Origin of the sequence: Streptomyces sp. NPDC005820 (assembly GCF_040630255.1) — a bacterium.
Taxonomy (GTDB): domain Bacteria; phylum Actinomycetota; class Actinomycetes; order Streptomycetales; family Streptomycetaceae; genus Streptomyces.
In genome coordinates, this window is record NZ_JBEXXE010000079.1 from 1 (window position 1) to 16915 (window position 16915).

A 16915-nucleotide genomic window follows, 5' to 3' on the forward strand; every position below is an offset into this window, starting at 1 on the left:
GCGCCCTCCTCACCGCGATCCCCACCCTGATCGTGTACTTCGCGCTCCAGCGGCAGTTCGTCAGCGGCCTGACCCTGGGCGCCAACAAGGGCTGAACACAGGCTCCTTGCGCTCACCCATACCGAAAGCGATTCCAGTGACCCACCCGAAATCCCCCGACGGTTCGCCCACGTCCGCGCTCCGCGTGCCCGGTATCGCCTACGGCGGCGACTACAACCCCGAGCAGTGGCCCGAGGAGGTCTGGGCCGAGGACATGCGGCTGATGGCCGAGGCCGGGGTCAGCATGGTGAGCGTCGGCATCTTCTCGTGGGCGCTGCTCGAGCCCGCCGAGGGGCGGTACGACTTCTCCCGCATGGACCGGTTGCTGGATCTGCTGCACGAGAACGGCATCGCCGCCGACCTGGCCACCCCGACGGCGGCCCCGCCGGCCTGGTTCTTCCGCAGGCATCCGGAGGCGCTGCCGGTCGACAAGGACGGCCGAACGCTGTCGTACGGCAGCCGTCAGACGTTCTGCCCGTCCAGCGCGGCCTACCGCGAGGCCGCCCTGCGGATCGCGCGGGCCCTCGGGGAGCGGTACGCCGAGCACCCGGCGGTCGTCATGTGGCACATCCACAACGAGTACGGCTGCCACAACGCGGCCTGCTACTGCGACACCAGCGCGGACGCGTTCCGCAGATGGCTGAAGGCGAAGTACACCAACGACCTCAAGGCGCTCAACCACGCCTGGGGCACCACCTTCTGGAGTCAGTGGTACTACGACTGGGACGAGATCATCCCACCCCGCGCCACCGGCGCCGACCCCAATCCGGCCCATCTGCTGGACTGGCGCCGCTTCAGCTCAGACGAACTTCTCTCGCTCTGCTCGGCAGAGAGGGAGGTGCTGCGGGCGGTCGCCCCAACGGTCCCCGCCACCACCAACTTCATGGTGAACTTCAGCATCGACGCGCTGGACTACTGGCGCTGGGCGCCGGAGTTGGACATCGTCTCCAACGACCACTACCTGCAGTCCACCGACCCCGGGTCCGAGATCGACCTCGCCCTCAGCGGCGACCTGGTCCGCTCCCTGGCCGGCGGGCCGTGGCTGCTGATGGAGCACTCCACCGGAGCGGTCAACTGGCAGCCCGTCAACCGCGCGAAGCTCCCCGGCGAGATGCGCCGCAACGCCCTCGCCCATGTCGCTCGCGGCGCCGACGGCATCGCCTTCTTCCAGTGGCGGGCCGCCAGGGCGGGCGCCGAGCAGTGGCACTCGGCGATGCTTCCGCACGCCGGCACCGACAGCCAGATCTGGCGCGACGTCGTCCAACTCGGCGCGGACCTCGGGGCCTTGGCCGAAGTGCGGGGCAGCACCACGATTGCCCACGTCGCGGTGGTGTGGGACTGGAACGCCCGCTGGGCCCTGGAACAGCCGTCCCAGCCCAGCGGCGAACTGCGCTTCCTGGACCTCGTACGGGACTGGTACCGGCCCCTGTGGCACGCCGGCGTGGCCGTGGACTTCGTACGCCCCGACGCGGACCTGTCGGCGTACCGGCTGGTCCTGGCCCCCAGCCTGTACCTCGTGGACGACGCGGGCGCCGCGAACCTCACCGCCTTCGCCGAGCGCGGCGGCACGCTGGCCGTCGGTTTCCACAGCGGCGCGGTGGACGGGAACTGCCACGTCCGGCTCGGGGGTTACCCGGGGGCCTTCCGCGACGTCCTCGGGGTGCGCGCCGACGAACTGTTTCCGCTGCTGCCGGGCGAGGCGTTGCAGCTCACCGGGGCGGTCCCGCCGGACGCCTGCGCCACCCTGTGGTCCGAGCGTGTCCGGCTCGCGGGAGCCGAGCCGATCGCTTTCTACGCCGACGGGCCGCTGAAGGACGTGCCGGCCGTCACCCGGCACACCCCGGGTGGCGGGACCGCCTGGTACATCGCGACTCGCCCCGACCCCGTGACGCTCGCCGCCCTGCTCGGCCGCGTCTGCGACGAGGCCGGCGTCCAGCCGGTCCTGGCCACCCCGACGGCCGGTGTCGAGGCCGTCCGGCGCACCGGCCCCGACGCCGACTACCTGTTCCTGATCGACCACGGCGGGAGCGGCGCCGAGGTTCCCGCCGAGGGCGTCGAACTCCTCACCGGAAAGGACGTCACCGGGTCGGTCACCGTTCCCGCGGGGGGTGTGGCGGTCGTACGCGAGCCACACTGACCTGGCCGACGACGGGTGACAGTCGCGTGGCGCCTCGTGGCGGGCGACTCCGTCGTCCCCGCGGGTCAGCCGACGCCGATCAGGCCCGTCAGATAGCGCCACAGCGACGAACGCTGCCGGGCGATCGGACCAGGCTCTGTCGTCCCGGCAGACTCTTCGACCAGAGCGTGCGCGGGAGGCTGCTCGGGCAGCGCGGCCAGTTCGTACCGTACGGGCAGCGAGCGCAAGCCCCGCATGAAGGGCGAGGAACGCCAGGGCAGTTGATCGACGGGGAGGGCGAGGGCCAGGTCGGAGAAGCGCTCGAACAGCCGGCTCACTCCGACGGCGGCGACCGTCGACGCGAGCTCGCGCGCCGGACACTGACGGGGTCCCGCACCCCAGGACAGGTGCGCTCGGGTGCTGACCGTGGTGCCCCGCGCCACGTGGTCGGCGAAGAGCGGGTCGGAGTGTGCCGCCGAGGAGGAGACCCATACAGGGTCGCCCGCCCGGATCGTGTAGTTCCCGAGCGGAGTGTCCTTCGCGGCGAATCGCGGTACGAAGTTCACCAAGGGCGGCTTCCGCATCACCACCCGGTTCATGGTCTCCCGGACCATCCCGGCGGACAGGCTGGCACGCACGCCTCCCTCGCCCGAGACAACCTCGACCACCGTGTTGGATATGAGGATGCCGACGTGGTCGGAGGTCATGCCCAGCAGCATGAACAGCTCGCGGGCGAGCTCGTCGAGCGACAGGTCGGGGTGCGCGGCCAGCAGGTAGGAGGGAAAGTCGTCGCCCGGCGTCCTCAGCTTCACCGCCGCGAGTTCAGCCAGTGCCGCGAGCAGCCGCTCCAGCGCGGGCTCCGCGTCCGGACCCGCGTCGAGCACGCGCCACATGTCCATCAGCGCGTCGTCACCCTGCGAACCGGGGAAACCGAGCAGATGGCTGGCCACCATCAGCGGCAGCGGCCGGGAGAACTGGGCGGACAGGTCTGCCAGGCCCGTGCCTCCGGCCTGGCCCACCAAGGTGATCAGGTCGTCGGCGTAGGCGGTGACAGCCGCCTTCAGCCGCTTCGCCTGGGGGTGGCGCGGGTCCTGGAACGGCCTGAGGGCCGTGTCCCAGGCCATCCGCAGCGGCCGATACCCAGGACCGCCCTGGATCAGCACATGGTTGACCTCCAGAGAGGGCCCGAGCGGCCAGTCGCTCGGCACTCTGCCCTCGGAGCGGGCCCGCCAGTTCTCCAGCCCCTTCGGCCACCCGCTGTCGTCCTGAAGTACCTCGAGCGCTTCCCGGTAGCCCAGGACCAGCCAGGCGGGTACGCCCAGGAGATCGACCGGCGCGACCGGACCGTGCCGCTGCCTGAGCCTCTCGTAGACGAGTGAGGGGCGCGTCTCGTAGTCCCGGGTCAGGAGCGGTTCAAGGGTCATCGCCTCCAACCGTGCTTCGTCCTGCTCGACGAACCCGCCGTCGCCCACCTGAGACCCCCTCACGCGCCGCCCCTCCGACACTCTGCGTACCAGCACACCCTCACTCGGTAGCCGGAGACGGAGGGACCCTATAACAGGCTCCACCCGCGGCGCACGACGGGGCCCCGCTCAAGAGAACCCCCTGCTGGGCCGTCGCTCGGACTTCGACCCGCCGGGCGGGTGGTACAGTCAGCGTTCATACGCATTACGTAATACGCATTAACGGGAGGAGGAGAGGGCACCGTGGAACCCAGGAAGCGGCCCGGTCGGACGCCCGCGTCGGCCGGACGTACGGCACGCCCACGGCAGGCCGAGGTCGCCCGGGTCGCGGGAGTGTCCCAGGCGACCGTGTCCCTGGTGCTCTCCCCGAATCCCGACGGCAAGGGGCGGATCATCTCCGAGGCGACCCGCCGACGGGTCCTGGAGGCAGCCCGCAGCCTGGGGTACGTGCCCGACCCGGCCGCCCGGCGGCTGGCCGCCGCCCGCAACAACCTCCTCGGCGTGTTCAGCTTCACCGCCACGTTCCCCACCGATGTACAGCACTCGTACTACCCCTTCCTGGTCGGCGTGGAGCGCGAGGCGGCGGCGCTCGGCTACGACCTGGTGCTGTTCACCGGGTCGAGCACCGGCGGCGCGGGGGCCGCGGGTCCCGACGCCCTGGGCCGGGTGCGACTGGCCGACGGCTGCCTCTTCATGGGGCGGCACACGCCCCGGGCGGAGCTCAAGCGGCTGGTCGAGGACGGCTTCCCGGTCGTGCACCTGGGCCGTCGCGAGGAGTTGGAGGGCGTGGCATCGGTGGGCGCGGACTATGTCGAGGCCACCCGTGAAGTCGTGGGTCATCTGGCCGAGTTGGGCCATCGGCGGATCGTCCTCGTCCGCGAGGACGACGACGCGCTCGCCTCGGCGGACCGTCAGCGCGGCTTCCTGGAAGGGCTGGAGGCGGCGGGTCTGTCCTCCGGGCCCACGAGCGTCTTCCGGTCCGCGGATCCGCAGCGGGAGCTCACACCCGACCTGCTGCGCGCCTGGACCGACGACGGGGTGACGGCCTTCGTCGCGGAGGAGACCGATACCGGAGCGGTCTGGCGTGGCCTGCTCTGCGCCGTGCGCGAGGCGCGCCTCGACTGCCCCGGGGAGGTGTCCCTCGCTCTGCTCGGCAGTCCGCCCGCCGATCTGGCGAGCGAGCCCGTCCCGACCGGATTCGACATTCCACGGCCGCAGTTGGGCGCCGCGGCCGTGCGGCTGCTGGCCGCGCTCGTCGCGGGAGAGGAGGCGCGCGAGCCGCTCGTCGGCTGTGTCTTCCGGCCGGGCCCGACGACCGGACCGCCGCCTGTCGGTCGCTGAGCACGGTCCGCACGGAACCGCCCCCCTCCTCCCTCCTCTTCTGTCATGAACCTGGTTAAGTAGCAAGGAAGCCCGTGTTATCCGAAGCAGACATCCTCGTCGTGGGCGGCGGCCTCGGTGGTGTGGCCGCCGCGCTCGCCGCCTGCCGGGCCGGACGCAGCGTCGTCCTCACCGAGGAGACGGACTGGATCGGCGGCCAGCTCACCAGCCAGGCCGTACCGCCCGACGAACACCCGTGGGTCGAACGGTTCGGTACGACCGCCTCGTACCGGCGGCTGCGGGAGGAGATCCGGCGGTACTACCGCCACTGGTACCCGCTGCGGGCCGAGGCCCTGGCACTCACCGACCTCAACCCCGGGGCGGGCCGCGTCAGCAAGCTCTGCCATGAGCCGAGGGTCGCCCTCGCCGTCCTGGAGGGCATGCTCGCACCCCACCGGGCGGCAGGCCGGCTGACGGTACTCACCGAGCACCGGCCGGTCTCCGCCGAGTCCGGCGATGACGTCGTACGGTCGGTGACCTTGCGGGACCTGCGCGACGGGACGCATCGCACCCTCACGGCGCGTTATGTCCTGGACGCCACCGAGACCGGCGAGTTGCTCCGGCTCGCGGGCGTCGAGCACGCGAACGGGGCCGAGTCGCGCGCCGAGTTCGACGAACCGCACGCCCCGGACGAGGCCCAGCCCCTCAACCAGCAGGGCATCACGGTGTGCTTCGCGCTCTCCCACCACGAGGGCGAGGACCACACGATCGACCGGCCGGAGGACTTCGGCTTCTGGCGCGCCTACCGGCCCGCGTTCTGGCCCGGCCCACTGCTCGGCTTCACCGCGCCCGACCCGCGCACACTGGAGCCGACGCCACGGACCTTCGTACCGAACCCCGATCTCGACCCGCTCGGTGTCCTGGCCGACCAGAGCGCCGACGCCGGCGACAAGGAACTGTGGGGCTTTCGCCGTGTCCTCGCCCGCAAACTGCACACGCCGGGCGCCTTCGATTCCGACATCACCCTCGTCAACTGGCCGCTCAACGACTACTGGCTCAAGCCGTACATCGGACAGCAGGCCGAAGCGCTGCGCGAGGCACGGCAGTTGTCGCTGTCACTGCTGTACTGGCTGCAGACCGAGGCACCGCGCCCGGACGGCGGCACCGGCTTCCCTGGCCTGCGGATCCGCCCGGACGTGACCGGCACGGCGGACGGCCTGGCCAAGGCGGCGTACGTCCGCGAGTCCCGCCGGATCAAGGCCGTCACCACGGTCACCGAGCACGATGTGGCGATCGACCTCGTCGGTCCGTACGGCGGCACCCGGCACCGGGACTCCGTCGGCGTGGGCGGGTACCGCATCGACCTGCATCCCTCGACCGGCGGCGACAACTACATCGACATCGGCTCGGTGCCCTTCGAGATCCCCCTCGGGGCGCTGCTGCCGCGACGGGTCCGCAATCTGCTGCCCGCGGGCAAGAACATCGGCACGACCCACATCACCAACGGCTGCTACCGGCTCCACCCGGTCGAGTGGAACGTCGGCGAGGTCGCCGGTGCACTGGCCGCCCACTGCGTCGCCGAGGACGTCGAGCCGCACCAGGTCCAGGCCGACGACCGGCGGTTCGAGGAGTTCGCGCGGCTGCTCGACCGTGACGGAGTGCAACGCCACTGGCCGGACGTACGCGGCTACTGAGCACGCCCCCGGAAGGGAGTTCCCGGCGCGGAGGCTCCCTTCGCCGTGCCCGGCGGCAGGCCGCGCGAACCGATCCAGCACAAGGAGGTGCCCTGGCATGAACCCATCCCGCATCCGCGTCGGCATCGACGTGGGCGGAACCTTCACCGACGCCGTGGCCGTGCACGCCACGACCCTCGAACTCCTGGGGCAGGTCAAGGTCCCCACCAGCCACCAGCACGCCGACGGCGTCGCGCACGGAGTCGTCGAGGCGCTCGACCGGCTCCTGGCACAGACCGGCCACGCCCCGACCGACGTCGCCTTCCTGGCACACGGCACCACCCAGGCCACCAACGCCCTGCTGGAGGGCGACGTGGCGACCGTCGGACTGATCGGCATCGGGACCGGCCCCTCAGCGGTGTTCACCCGCCGCCTCGCCTCGTTCGCCAAGCTCGAACTCGCCCCCGGCAAAAGGCTCCCGCTGGCCTACGCGCATGTCGCCGACCCTGAGGACACCTCAGCCGTCCGCCGCGCCGTCGAGCAGTTGAAGGACGTGGGCGCTCAAGTCCTCGTCGCCAGCCAGCCGTTCAGCGTCGACCGGCCCGAGGGCGAGCAGGCCGTCCTGGACGCGGCACGGCCGTACGGGCTGCCGATGACCGCCGCGCACGAGATCACCTCGCTGTACGGGCTGCGCAAGCGCACCCGCACCGCCGTGGTCAACGCGGCGATCATGCCCCGCATGCTGGCCACCGCCGGCCTCGTCGAGGCCTCCATCACCAGGGCGGGCGTGACCGCGCCCCTGATGGTGATGCGCTGCGACGGCGGCGTGATGGCCCTCGACGAGATGCGCCGCCGACCGCTTCTGACGGTGCTGTCGGGACCGGCCGCCGGAGTCGCGGGCGCTCTGCTGCGGGAGCGGGTGAGCGAGGGCGTGTTCCTGGAGACCGGAGGCACCTCGACCGACATCAGCGTCGTACGCCGCGGCAGGGTCGCCGTCCGGCACGCCACCGTCCTCGGCAGGACCTCGTATCTGAACGCCCTCGACGTGCGCACGGTCGGCGTCGGCGGTGGCTCCATGGTGCGGATCGGCGAGGGCCGGGTGACGGGCGTGGGACCGCGCAGTGCCCATATCGCGGGGCTGCCGTACGCCTGCTTCGCCTCCCCCGACCAGCTGCGCGGCGCCACGGTGGACACCGTCCGGCCCCTGGACGGCGACCCCGCCGACTACGCCGTGCTCGACGCGGCGGGCGGGCGGTTCGCCGTCACCATGACCTGCGCCGCGAACGCCCTCGGCCGCGTCCCCACGGACGACTTCGCCCACGGCGACCCGGAGACCGCGCGCGCGGCGCTCGCACCGCTGGCCGCCCTGCTCGGCACCGATGTCGCGACCGCGGCCACCCGCATCCTCGACGCAGGAATCGCCCAGGTGAAGACGGTGGTGGACGCGATGATGCGCGACTACCGCCTTGCCAGGGACACGGCCGTCCTCGTCGGCGGAGGCGGAGGGGCCGCGTCCGTCACCCCGCACCTCGCCCACACCAGCGGCATGGAGGGCCGGATCGCCCGCCACCACGAGGTCATCAGCCCCCTCGGCGTCGCCCTCGCGCTCGTACGGGAACAGATCGAGCGGATCGTGCCCGGCGCCTCGCAGGAACAGATCCTCGCCGTCCGCGCCGAGGCGGAGCGGGCGGTCGTCGCCCAGGGCGCCGCCGCCGAGGCCGTCGAGGTCGAGGTCACCGTCGACCCGCAGACCCACACCGTACGGGCGGTCGCGACCGGCGCCACCGAACTGCGCACCCAGGACCGAGCCCACCTCGCCGACGCCACCGAGCGACTCCGCGCGGCGGCGGCCAGCCTCAGGACCGACCCCACGGACGTCCACGTCCTGGCGGGCACCGCCACCCACACCGTCTACGGCACCCACACGCACCGCCGTCTGCGGCCGACCCGCCGCCCCATACGGATCGTCGACATGGACGGCGTCGTACGCCACCACGCCGACGACGCCCGTGTGGAGAGCACCACCGTGGCCGGCGCCCCCGAGGTGCTCGCCCGGCTGGTGGGCGAGTCCACCTCGTACGGCGACGGCGGGGTACGCGCCCCCGCCCTGCGGCTGCTGCTCGGCTCCCGCATCGCCGACCTGTCCGGCGTCCTCGACCCGCAGCCGCTGCTCGCACTGGCCCACACCGAGCTGCGGACCCGCGCGGCCGACGAGCCGGTGGTCGCAGTCCTGGAGGAGCGGCCATGACGACCCCTCACCTCGGACATCGGGAAACCGATGTGACAGACCTCGCGTCAATCGACGACGTCGAATGGGCCGTCCGGCTCCTGGCCGCCACGCCCACCCACGAGGGCCGCGACCGTCGGCTGCTGCGCCAATGGGCCACTCGGGCCGACGCGTTCGGGTCCCGGCTCGCCCCCGTCCCGTCCACCGCGCGCGTGATCGAGCGGGACGACGGCCTGGAGCGGATGCTGCTCGCCCGCTACACCTCACGACCCCCGACCGTCGAGCTCTACACCGACACGCTCGCACGCGCCGAGGAGCTGGTCGACGCCCTCGGCTGGCGCGCCTGGTACCCGCCGGGCTCGGTGCGCGCGGCCGCGCTCGCCCACGAGGCCGTGCACGCCCACCTCCACCACGGCCCGGCGAAGGCCGCGCTGAAGCGGGCGCTCGGCCACACCGTGCTGCGCCTCGGCCGCCACCGCGTGTCAGGCCATGTCGCCGGTGCCGAAGAGGTCGCCGCCCACGCCTACGCCAGAACCGTCTGCGGGCTCGGCCGCAGCCCCCTGCTCCTCACCGCCGCGCTGCGCACGGCGCTCACCCGGCCCGGCAGACAGAGAAGAGAGAACTGACCCATGGGTGTCGTCATCCTCCTCGTCATGGCCGCCGGCGTCGGCCTGATGCTCACCCGAAGACTGCCCACCGCCTTCGCGCTGGTGCTGCTCGCCGTCGTGATCGCCCTCCTCGCCGGAGCACCGCTCACCGGCAAGAACAGCGTGCTGGACACCGTCCTCCAGGAAGGCGCGCCGGCTCTGGCCGCCACCGTGGTCGCGATCATTCTGGGCTCCTGGCTGGGCAAGCTCCTCGACGAGACCGGTGTCGCGGGCACGCTCGTCCGCAAGATCGTCGAGTTCGGCGGTGACCGCCCGACCGTGGTCGCCCTCGGTGTCCTCGCCGTGTCCGCCCTCGTCGGAACGGTCACCGGGTCGGCACCCGCCGCCATGCTCGCCGGCATCATCGGCATCCCCGCCATGATCGCCGTCGGCGTGCCCAGGGTGACCGCCGCGGGCACGGTGCTGATGGGCATCGCCGTGGGCATCCCCTTCGAGCTGCCGGTGTGGCAGTTCTTCTCCACCGCGCTGGACCTGCCGATACCGACCGTGCGCGGCTTCATGGTGAAGCTCTTCCCCTTCGCCCTGGTCGCCGCCCTCGCATTCGTCCTGGTCGAGACCCGACGGCGGGGCACCGAGCACGCCTGGTCGCTCACGTCCGGGGACACGACGGCCCGTTCACGCCGCGCGGAGCTGGGAGACGCGCCCTGGTACGCGCTGCTCGCCCCGGCCGTCCCGCTCGTCCTCGCCCTGGGCCTCGAAGTCGCCATCATCCCCTCGCTGTCGGCGGGCGTCCTGTACACGCTGGTCACCACGACCCGGCCCGGCGAGATGAACAAGCGGCTGCTGCGCACCCTGTACGGCGGCTTCGAGGTGGCCGCCCCGCCGATCGCCCTGTTCATCGCCATCGGCATCCTGCTCGCGGCCGTGAAACTGCCCGGCGCCGTCGACGCGCTCGAACCGCTCGTCAAGGCGGTCAGCCCGCAGAACCCCGTGCTGTTCGTCCTCGTCTTCACTCTCCTCGTCCCGCTGTGCCTCTACCGCGGCCCCCTCAACGTGTTCGGGCTGGGCGCGGGCATCGCCGGCGTCCTCATCGCCACCGGCATCTACCCCGCGGCCGCCGTCCTCGGCATGGCGACCTCGTACAACCAGGTCTTCGGTGTCGCCGACCCCACCAGCACACAGACCGTGTGGAGCGCCCAGTACGCGGGCGTCACTCCCCAACAGGTCATGGTGCGCACCCTGCCGTACGTCTGGGCGGTCGCCCTCGGCGGCCTGTGCGTCACCGCCGCCATCTCCCTCTGAGCCCCCTTCTGCCATCGGAGCCCACCATGCACGAGCAACACCTCGACCGGCGTCTCTTCCTGCGCGCCGGTGCCGCCGCCGGAGCCGCGCTCACCGTCGGGACCGCCCTGGGCACCCAGCCCGCCGCCGCCGCGCCCGCCGGTTTCCCGGACTACACCTACGTCCGCACGCTGCTGACGGCATCCCAGCTCAAGTACAACCCCACCGGCGAGATCATCTTCCCGTGCGTCCGGGGCGTCTACGACAAGCTGAGCTCCCCGCTCGGCCGCTACTACCTGTACTACGCGCCGCACGACGCGCCCGGTGGGATCTGTCTGGCCTACGGCGACTCACTGGAAGGGCCGTTCACGGAGTACCCGTCGAACCCGATCGTCTCCAACAAGTGGTCACCGCACTACTCCGTCACCCATGTCTCGTCGCCCCATGTGCTGTGGAACCAGGCCGCCAAGGAGTTCTGGCTGTACTTCCACGGAGAGAACACCACGACCCGGCTGGCCCGCTCGGCCGACGGGATCAACTTCACGTACGACAAGGTCGTGCTGTCGGCGTCCATGCTCCCGGCGGGCACCACGGAGACGTCGTACGCCCGGGTCTTCCGTCACGACCTGCCCGCACGCGGTGCCCGCTACGTGATGGTCTTCATGCTCAACAACACCACCAACCACCGTGACATCCACTGGGGTTGGTCCGCGGACGGCCGCGACTGGACGTTCGACCAGCAGCCGCTGATCCGGCACAGCGACGTCGGCGCCGTCAACGTCGGCGGTCCGCACCTCCTCCACCGCGACGACAGCACCTATGTCGTCTACAACAAGGACAAGTCCAGCGGCGGCGACATCATGATCACCGAAGTCGGCAACGACTTCAGCAAGCGCAACCACCTCGGCGTCTTCTACAACTCGCGCAGCGCGGCCCCGGAGAACGGACGCGCCGCGGCGCCTGCCTTCGGCACCGACGGCGGCGTCCCGTACATGATCTACGAGGCGGGAGAGCGGCTCGCGGGATCCATCGCCGTGGCCCGGGGCTGACCCGGCGGGCCGACTCCCCGCGACTCCCCAACACCCCATACCCAGCACAAGAACGGGACGCCGGCGCACAACGCCGCCGGCGCCCTGCTGTCAGCACCACTCGGAAGGAACCACCCCTGATGAACCGCCACCTGCGCACCGCCGTTGTCGCCACCGCCGCGATCACAGCCGGACTGCTGATGACGGCGTGCCAGAACGGCACCGACGCCTCGTCCGACACGAGCGGAACGGGAGCGTCGGCGGACGCGGCGAACGCGGCGGGCTCCAAGACCTCCAAGGGCGTCAGCGGTACGTTCAAGGACGGCAAGGTCACCTATCTCGCCGCGGGCGAGTACATCGTGTCCGTGACGGGCAAGGACGACCAGCAGTTCCTGGTGGCCGACGACACCAAGGTCTACGGCGCCGGCACGATATGCGGCGAGGCGAGCTCCGAGGCGGACGCGCCCTGCACGCTGGACCAGTTGGCAGCGGCCACCAAGAAGGGCGCCGTCAGTGCCGACGTGGAGATGACGAACGGGACGGCGACCCTGGTGACCGAGCGGCCCGCCACCCAGCAGAGCACCGGCTCCGGGTCGTCCGGCTCCTCGTCCTCCGGGTCCTCGTCGTCCGGGTCCTCGTCCTCCGGCTCCTCGTCCTCCGGCTCCTCGTCCTCCGGCTCCTCGTCCTCCGGGTCCTCGTCCTCCGGGTCCTCCGGCTCGGGTTCGGGCTCCAGTTCGTCGTCCGGCTCCACCAAGGGCGTCTCGGGAACCTGGTTCGGCGTCGTCTCCTACCTGGCGCCGGGCACGTACACGGTCTCCGACTCGAAGGGCACCGAGCAGGAGTTCTTCGTCTCCGAGGACACCAAGATCGTGGGCTACGACGACATCTGCGACGCCGTGAACACCGGGCCGGGCGGTGAGGGCGGCGTCGAGTGCACCGAAGCCCAACTGGAGAAGGCCGCCAAGAAGGGCTTCGACGCGGAGGTCGTGATCAGCAACGGCATCGCGACCAGCATCCGCGACGCCAACTGAGCCGCACCTCACGGAGAGCCGGTGGACGGGCCACGCACATCGTGGAGGAAGCCCTTGAAGCACGCGAAGTCGACGGGCTGGCCGGTGCCCGCGCTGCTCGGGCTGCGGATGATCGGGTTGTCGTCCACCTCCGCCGGCGCCCCGGCCGCGTCGGCGTAGGCCTTGGCCGGCGGCTTGTCCGGCGCCGGCGGGCCGCCCCAGGCCGGGGGTTCCTCCCCGGCCTCGTCATCGGCCGGGGAGGAAAGGGGCCGCCGGCGGCTTCGCCGGTGCTGCGGTCGCTGCTACCAGCAGCCCTCGACCGTGGCGGCGAGGCCGTCCAGCGCGTGCTTGACGGTGGCGGTGGGTGACACGCCGTTCTCGACGAACGCGAAGCTCTTCCAGCGGCCGTCCGCGCCCTTGGTGACCCCGGCCAGGGCGGACACACCCGTCAGGGAGCCGGTCTTGGCGTCGACCTCTCCCACGGCGCAGGAGGCGGGTGCGGTGGTGAAACGGTCGTAGGAGGTGCTGAGGGTGCCGTCGACGCCCGCCACCGGCAGCCCCTTCAGGATCGGCCACAGCTTGGCCTGGTAGCGGGTGTCGACGGCCAGCCCGGCGATGGCGGAGAGCGCGTCGGCGGTCATCCGGTCGCTGCGGGACAGGCCGCTGCCGTCGTACAGCTTCACACCGGTGAGCGGTATCCCGTACTTGACGAGCACGGCGCGGACCGCGGCGGTGCCGCCCGCGAAGGTGGCTGCCCGCTTCTGGCCGAGCGCGGTGAGCCGCAGCAGGCCCTCGGCGATGTCGTTGTCGCTGTACTTGAGCATGTACTGCACGGTCGTCGACAGCGGCTTGGACTTGTGGGAGGCCAGAGCCGTGCTGCCCGACGGTGTCTTGGCGCGTGCGGGCTTTCCCACCGTGATGCCGTTCGCGGTGAGCTGCTGGGCGAAGTACTTGGTGGCGGCGAGCGCGGTGTCCTGGGTCTCGTCCCCCGCGATCCGCAGGGCCCGTACCGGAGCGACGGTGTCCGGGTAGTAACCGCTGTTCCAGCCGGTGGCGAGACTCGGGGCGGCGAACAGGTGGTCGTCGAACATCAGCCGCACCGAGCGGTGGCCCTTGGCCTTCAGGGTTTTGGCGGTGGCCGTGGCGAGACTCTTCAGGTCGGCGGAGCTGAGCTGCTGATCGCCGCCGCCGACCAGATACACCGCGCCGGAACGGTAGACGGCCTTGGTCTGCACAGTGTGACCGGGACCCAGCACGGTGAGCGCGGCGACCGCGGTCGCCAGTTTGTTGGTGGACGCGGGCATCAGCCCCTTCGTGCCGTTCTTGGACCACACCGTCTGCCCCGAGGCGACGTCCCGGACCTCGCCCACCACATTGGTGCCCAACTCGGCGGCGCCCACCCGCTGGTTCAGCTTCCCGGCCATCGCCTTGTCGGCCGCCGTCAGGCCGCTCGCCGCCGAGGCGGAGGTGGCGGTCACCGTGATCGCGGCCACCACCGGAGCCGCGATCACGGCCACCCGCTGGACCGTCCTCCCGTAACTCCCGTTCCTGCCACGCGGAAGTGCATGCCTGCCCAATGCCTTCTCTCCTTCGCCTTCGCCGATCGGTCACCGGCCCCGAAAGAACGGGGCCACGCCTGTCCGGCGGGCCCCTGCCAGCCGTCCGGCGGCCCTGCCGGCCCGGGTCCGTCCCGTAGGGCGAACATGTGATCACCGGCCGAAGACCGTCCCAGGTTCGTTTCGTCTCGGTTCTGTAACCGCGGTCTCCGGGACGGGTGTTGCGCGAGAGGGGGCGGGCGCGGCGAGACGCCTCATGCCCGCCGTTACGGTCTCGTGACCTTCAGAACCAGGTGCGATCACATGGCCTCGCCAGCCTCTCCTGACGACCGTTCGCGTTCTCGCCCTGTTCGCGGCGCGGAGCGCGGACCACCCGCGGATGCCGTTGCCTTCCGGGGCGGCTGTCCGGAAGAGGAGTCCCCACGATGCGCAAGTCCCCGTGGCAGAAACCGTCCTCGCCCTCGGCGGGAAAACACCGTGCGGCCGACTCCCGCCGCAGGCGCTTGATCGACTACCCGCGGCAGGGCAGAACGGGCCTCCGCCGGTGGCTGCCCTCGTGGCGGCTGCTCCTCGGGGGCTTTCTGCTGTCCGTCGGCAGCCTGTGCGGGCTCTTCGCCTATGTGTACGCGCAGGTCGGCATACCGGACGAGAACGCGGCGGTACGGCAGGAGGCCAATGTCTACTACTGGGCCGACGGCAGCCAGATGGTGGCCGTGGGGGCGGTGAACCGGCAGATCGTGCCGCTGTCCCAGATACCCGCTTCCCTGCGCAACGCGGTGGTGGCGGCGGAGAACGCGAGCTTCTACAGCGATCCCGGCGTCTCGCTCACCGGTGAGTTACGCGCGGTCGTCAACATGGCCAAGGGCGAGGATGTCCAGGGTGGTTCGACCATCACCCAGCAGTATGTGAAGAACACCTATCTGTCCCAGGAGCAGACCTACACCCGCAAGGTCAAGGAGTTCTTCATCGCCCTGAAGGTGAGCCGGACCAAGAGCAAGGACATGATCCTCCAGGGCTATCTCAACAACAGCTGGTTCGGCCGTCAGGCGTACGGGATCCAGGCCGCGGCGTACGCGTACTACGGCATCCCGGCCAAGGACCTCGACCCCAGCCAGGCCGCGATGCTGGCGTCCACGCTGAAGGGCTCGGAACAGTACGACCCCTCGCTCAGCGCGGCCAACCACGCCCGCGCGGTGGCGCGTTGGAGCTGGATCCTGGACCGTGAGGTCGCGGTCGGACGGATGACCCCGGCGGAGCGGGCCACGTACCGGACGTTCCCTGAGCCGAAGAAGGCGTCGGTGGCGACGAGCCTGGCCGGCCAGACCGGCTATCTCGTCAACGTCGCCAACGCCTACATCGGCAAGCGCACCGGGCTGACCGACCGGGACCTCGCGCGGGGCGGCTACCGGATCCACACCACCTTCGAGAAGGACAAGGTGCGGCGGCTGCAGCAGGCCGTCAAGGAGGTCACCAGCCGGGGCCTCGACCCGAAGAATCGTTCCACCGATCGCTATGTCGAGGTCGGCGCCGCCGCCGTGCGGCCCGAGGACGGCGCCCTACTCGCCCTGTACGGCGGCTCGGACGCCACCAAGCACTTCACCGACAACGCGGACACCGCCGGTGTGGCGGCCGGGTCGGTGTTCAAGCCCTTCGCGCTCGCCGCCTTCCTCGACGGCGAGCGGCCCGCCCGGCCCATACAGTATTCGGGATACACGCCTCCCCCCGGCCTCGCGGACATGCGAAACGCTCTGGTGACCTCGGCCCATGCGCCCTTCGTCCAACTGGGCAAGGCCATCGGCTGGGTTCCGATCCGGAACACTGCGGTGAAGGCCGGGTTGTTGAAGAGCAGCATGGCTCCCCTGGAGCAGACCTTCCCGATAGGCACGTCGACACCCAGCGCCATCCGAGTCGCCGACGCCTACGCGACCTTCGCCAACGCGGGCGAGCAGAACGACCCGTACTCGGTGTCCCGAATGCTCAGGCACGGCAAGCCGGTCGGCGGTCTCGATCGCCCGCGTCCCCGAGTCGCGTTCAAAGCCGAGGTGGCCGAGAAGGTCACCAGGGTGCTGCAGGACGTGGCCCTCCAGAACGGCACCCAGTCCATCGTCCCCGGCTCCGCGTCCGTGGCCACCGGCGCCGACGATCTGACCAAGTCGGCTTGGTTCGTGGGCTACACCAAGGAACTGTCGACCGCGATCACCCTCTTCCGCAACAAGCCCGGCCAGGGCCGGCTCCTCCCCCTCTCTGACGTGGGCGGCGCCGACTCCATCCGCGGCAATGTCTTCCCGCCGCGGATCTGGGCCCGTTTCATGGGCTTCACCGGCACCTTCGACCTGAACCGCACGAAGCCCGCGGAGCCCGACCCGCCCACGCAGTCGTCCGAACAGGGCGAGGACGCAAGCGCGACGGATGAGAAGCCCGAACAGGGCGCGGAGGCGTCGTCGACACCGAAGGTCGTCAATCCGACAGCAACGGACCGGCCCGGGCCGTCCAAGGAGCCCATGGCCAACGGCAGGGGCTCATCGACCACTTCGGACGAACAGCCGAACGCGTCGCAGTCCCAGTCACAGTCACAGGACGGCGAATAGGCAGAT

The 16915-nt window shown here is 71.2% G+C and carries 11 protein-coding genes and 1 pseudogene; 10 read left to right on the forward strand and 2 right to left on the reverse strand.

Annotation, left to right across the window (positions count from 1 at the left end; all coding sequences use genetic code 11):
- Positions 1-95 (forward strand): annotated as a pseudogene (locus ABZ464_RS49365) (carbohydrate ABC transporter permease); the annotation flags it as partial.
- A 41-nt stretch (positions 96-136) separates the two neighbouring features.
- Positions 137-2176: a beta-galactosidase gene (locus ABZ464_RS49370; RefSeq protein WP_359289045.1), complete on the forward strand. Its 2040-nt coding sequence runs from the start codon at positions 137-139 to the stop codon at positions 2174-2176.
- Between the two features lie 65 nt (positions 2177-2241).
- Here ABZ464_RS49370 and ABZ464_RS49375 read toward each other — a convergent pair whose 3' ends face one another.
- Entirely contained in the window at positions 2242-3579 is a 1338-nt protein-coding gene (locus tag ABZ464_RS49375) for a cytochrome P450 (protein WP_359289089.1), read from the reverse strand.
- A 282-nt stretch (positions 3580-3861) separates the two neighbouring features.
- Here ABZ464_RS49375 and ABZ464_RS49380 point away from each other — a divergent pair, with 282 nt between their 5' ends.
- The 7 genes from ABZ464_RS49380 to ABZ464_RS49410 all read left to right on the forward strand — a co-directional run bounded on the left by ABZ464_RS49380 (position 3862) and on the right by ABZ464_RS49410 (position 12786).
- Positions 3862-4959, forward strand: coding sequence for a LacI family DNA-binding transcriptional regulator (locus ABZ464_RS49380; RefSeq protein WP_359289047.1), 1098 nt, complete (start codon positions 3862-3864; stop codon positions 4957-4959).
- A gap of 74 nt (positions 4960-5033) precedes the next feature.
- Complete coding sequence (locus tag ABZ464_RS49385; protein WP_359289049.1) at positions 5034-6632, forward strand: FAD-dependent oxidoreductase; 1599 nt, start codon at positions 5034-5036, stop codon at positions 6630-6632.
- A gap of 97 nt (positions 6633-6729) precedes the next feature.
- On the forward strand, positions 6730-8859 hold the full coding sequence (locus tag ABZ464_RS49390; RefSeq protein WP_359289051.1) for a hydantoinase/oxoprolinase family protein: 2130 nt from the start codon (positions 6730-6732) through the stop codon (positions 8857-8859).
- Positions 8856-9464 carry a hypothetical protein gene (locus ABZ464_RS49395; protein ID WP_359289053.1) on the forward strand — a complete coding sequence of 203 codons (609 nt, stop codon included), beginning with the start codon at positions 8856-8858 and terminating at the stop codon, positions 9462-9464. Before ABZ464_RS49390 ends, ABZ464_RS49395 begins: the two co-directional genes overlap by 4 nt.
- Before the next feature lie 3 nt (positions 9465-9467).
- Positions 9468-10748 carry a transporter gene (locus tag ABZ464_RS49400; RefSeq protein WP_359289055.1) on the forward strand — a complete coding sequence of 427 codons (1281 nt, stop codon included), beginning with the start codon at positions 9468-9470 and terminating at the stop codon, positions 10746-10748.
- Positions 10749-10774: 26 nt separating this feature from the next.
- Complete coding sequence (locus tag ABZ464_RS49405; RefSeq protein WP_359289057.1) at positions 10775-11776, forward strand: hypothetical protein; 1002 nt, start codon at positions 10775-10777, stop codon at positions 11774-11776.
- A 119-nt stretch (positions 11777-11895) separates the two neighbouring features.
- Entirely contained in the window at positions 11896-12786 is an 891-nt protein-coding gene (locus tag ABZ464_RS49410; RefSeq protein WP_359289059.1) for a hypothetical protein, read from the forward strand.
- 281 nt (positions 12787-13067) lie between these two features.
- Here ABZ464_RS49410 and dacB read toward each other — a convergent pair whose 3' ends face one another.
- On the reverse strand, positions 13068-14282 hold the full coding sequence (gene dacB, locus ABZ464_RS49415; RefSeq protein WP_359289061.1) for a D-alanyl-D-alanine carboxypeptidase/D-alanyl-D-alanine-endopeptidase: 1215 nt from the start codon (positions 14280-14282) through the stop codon (positions 13068-13070).
- 464 nt (positions 14283-14746) lie between these two features.
- Here dacB and ABZ464_RS49420 point away from each other — a divergent pair, with 464 nt between their 5' ends.
- Positions 14747-16909 carry a transglycosylase domain-containing protein gene (locus tag ABZ464_RS49420; protein ID WP_359289063.1) on the forward strand — a complete coding sequence of 721 codons (2163 nt, stop codon included), beginning with the start codon at positions 14747-14749 and terminating at the stop codon, positions 16907-16909.
- Positions 16910-16915 lie beyond the last annotated feature (6 nt).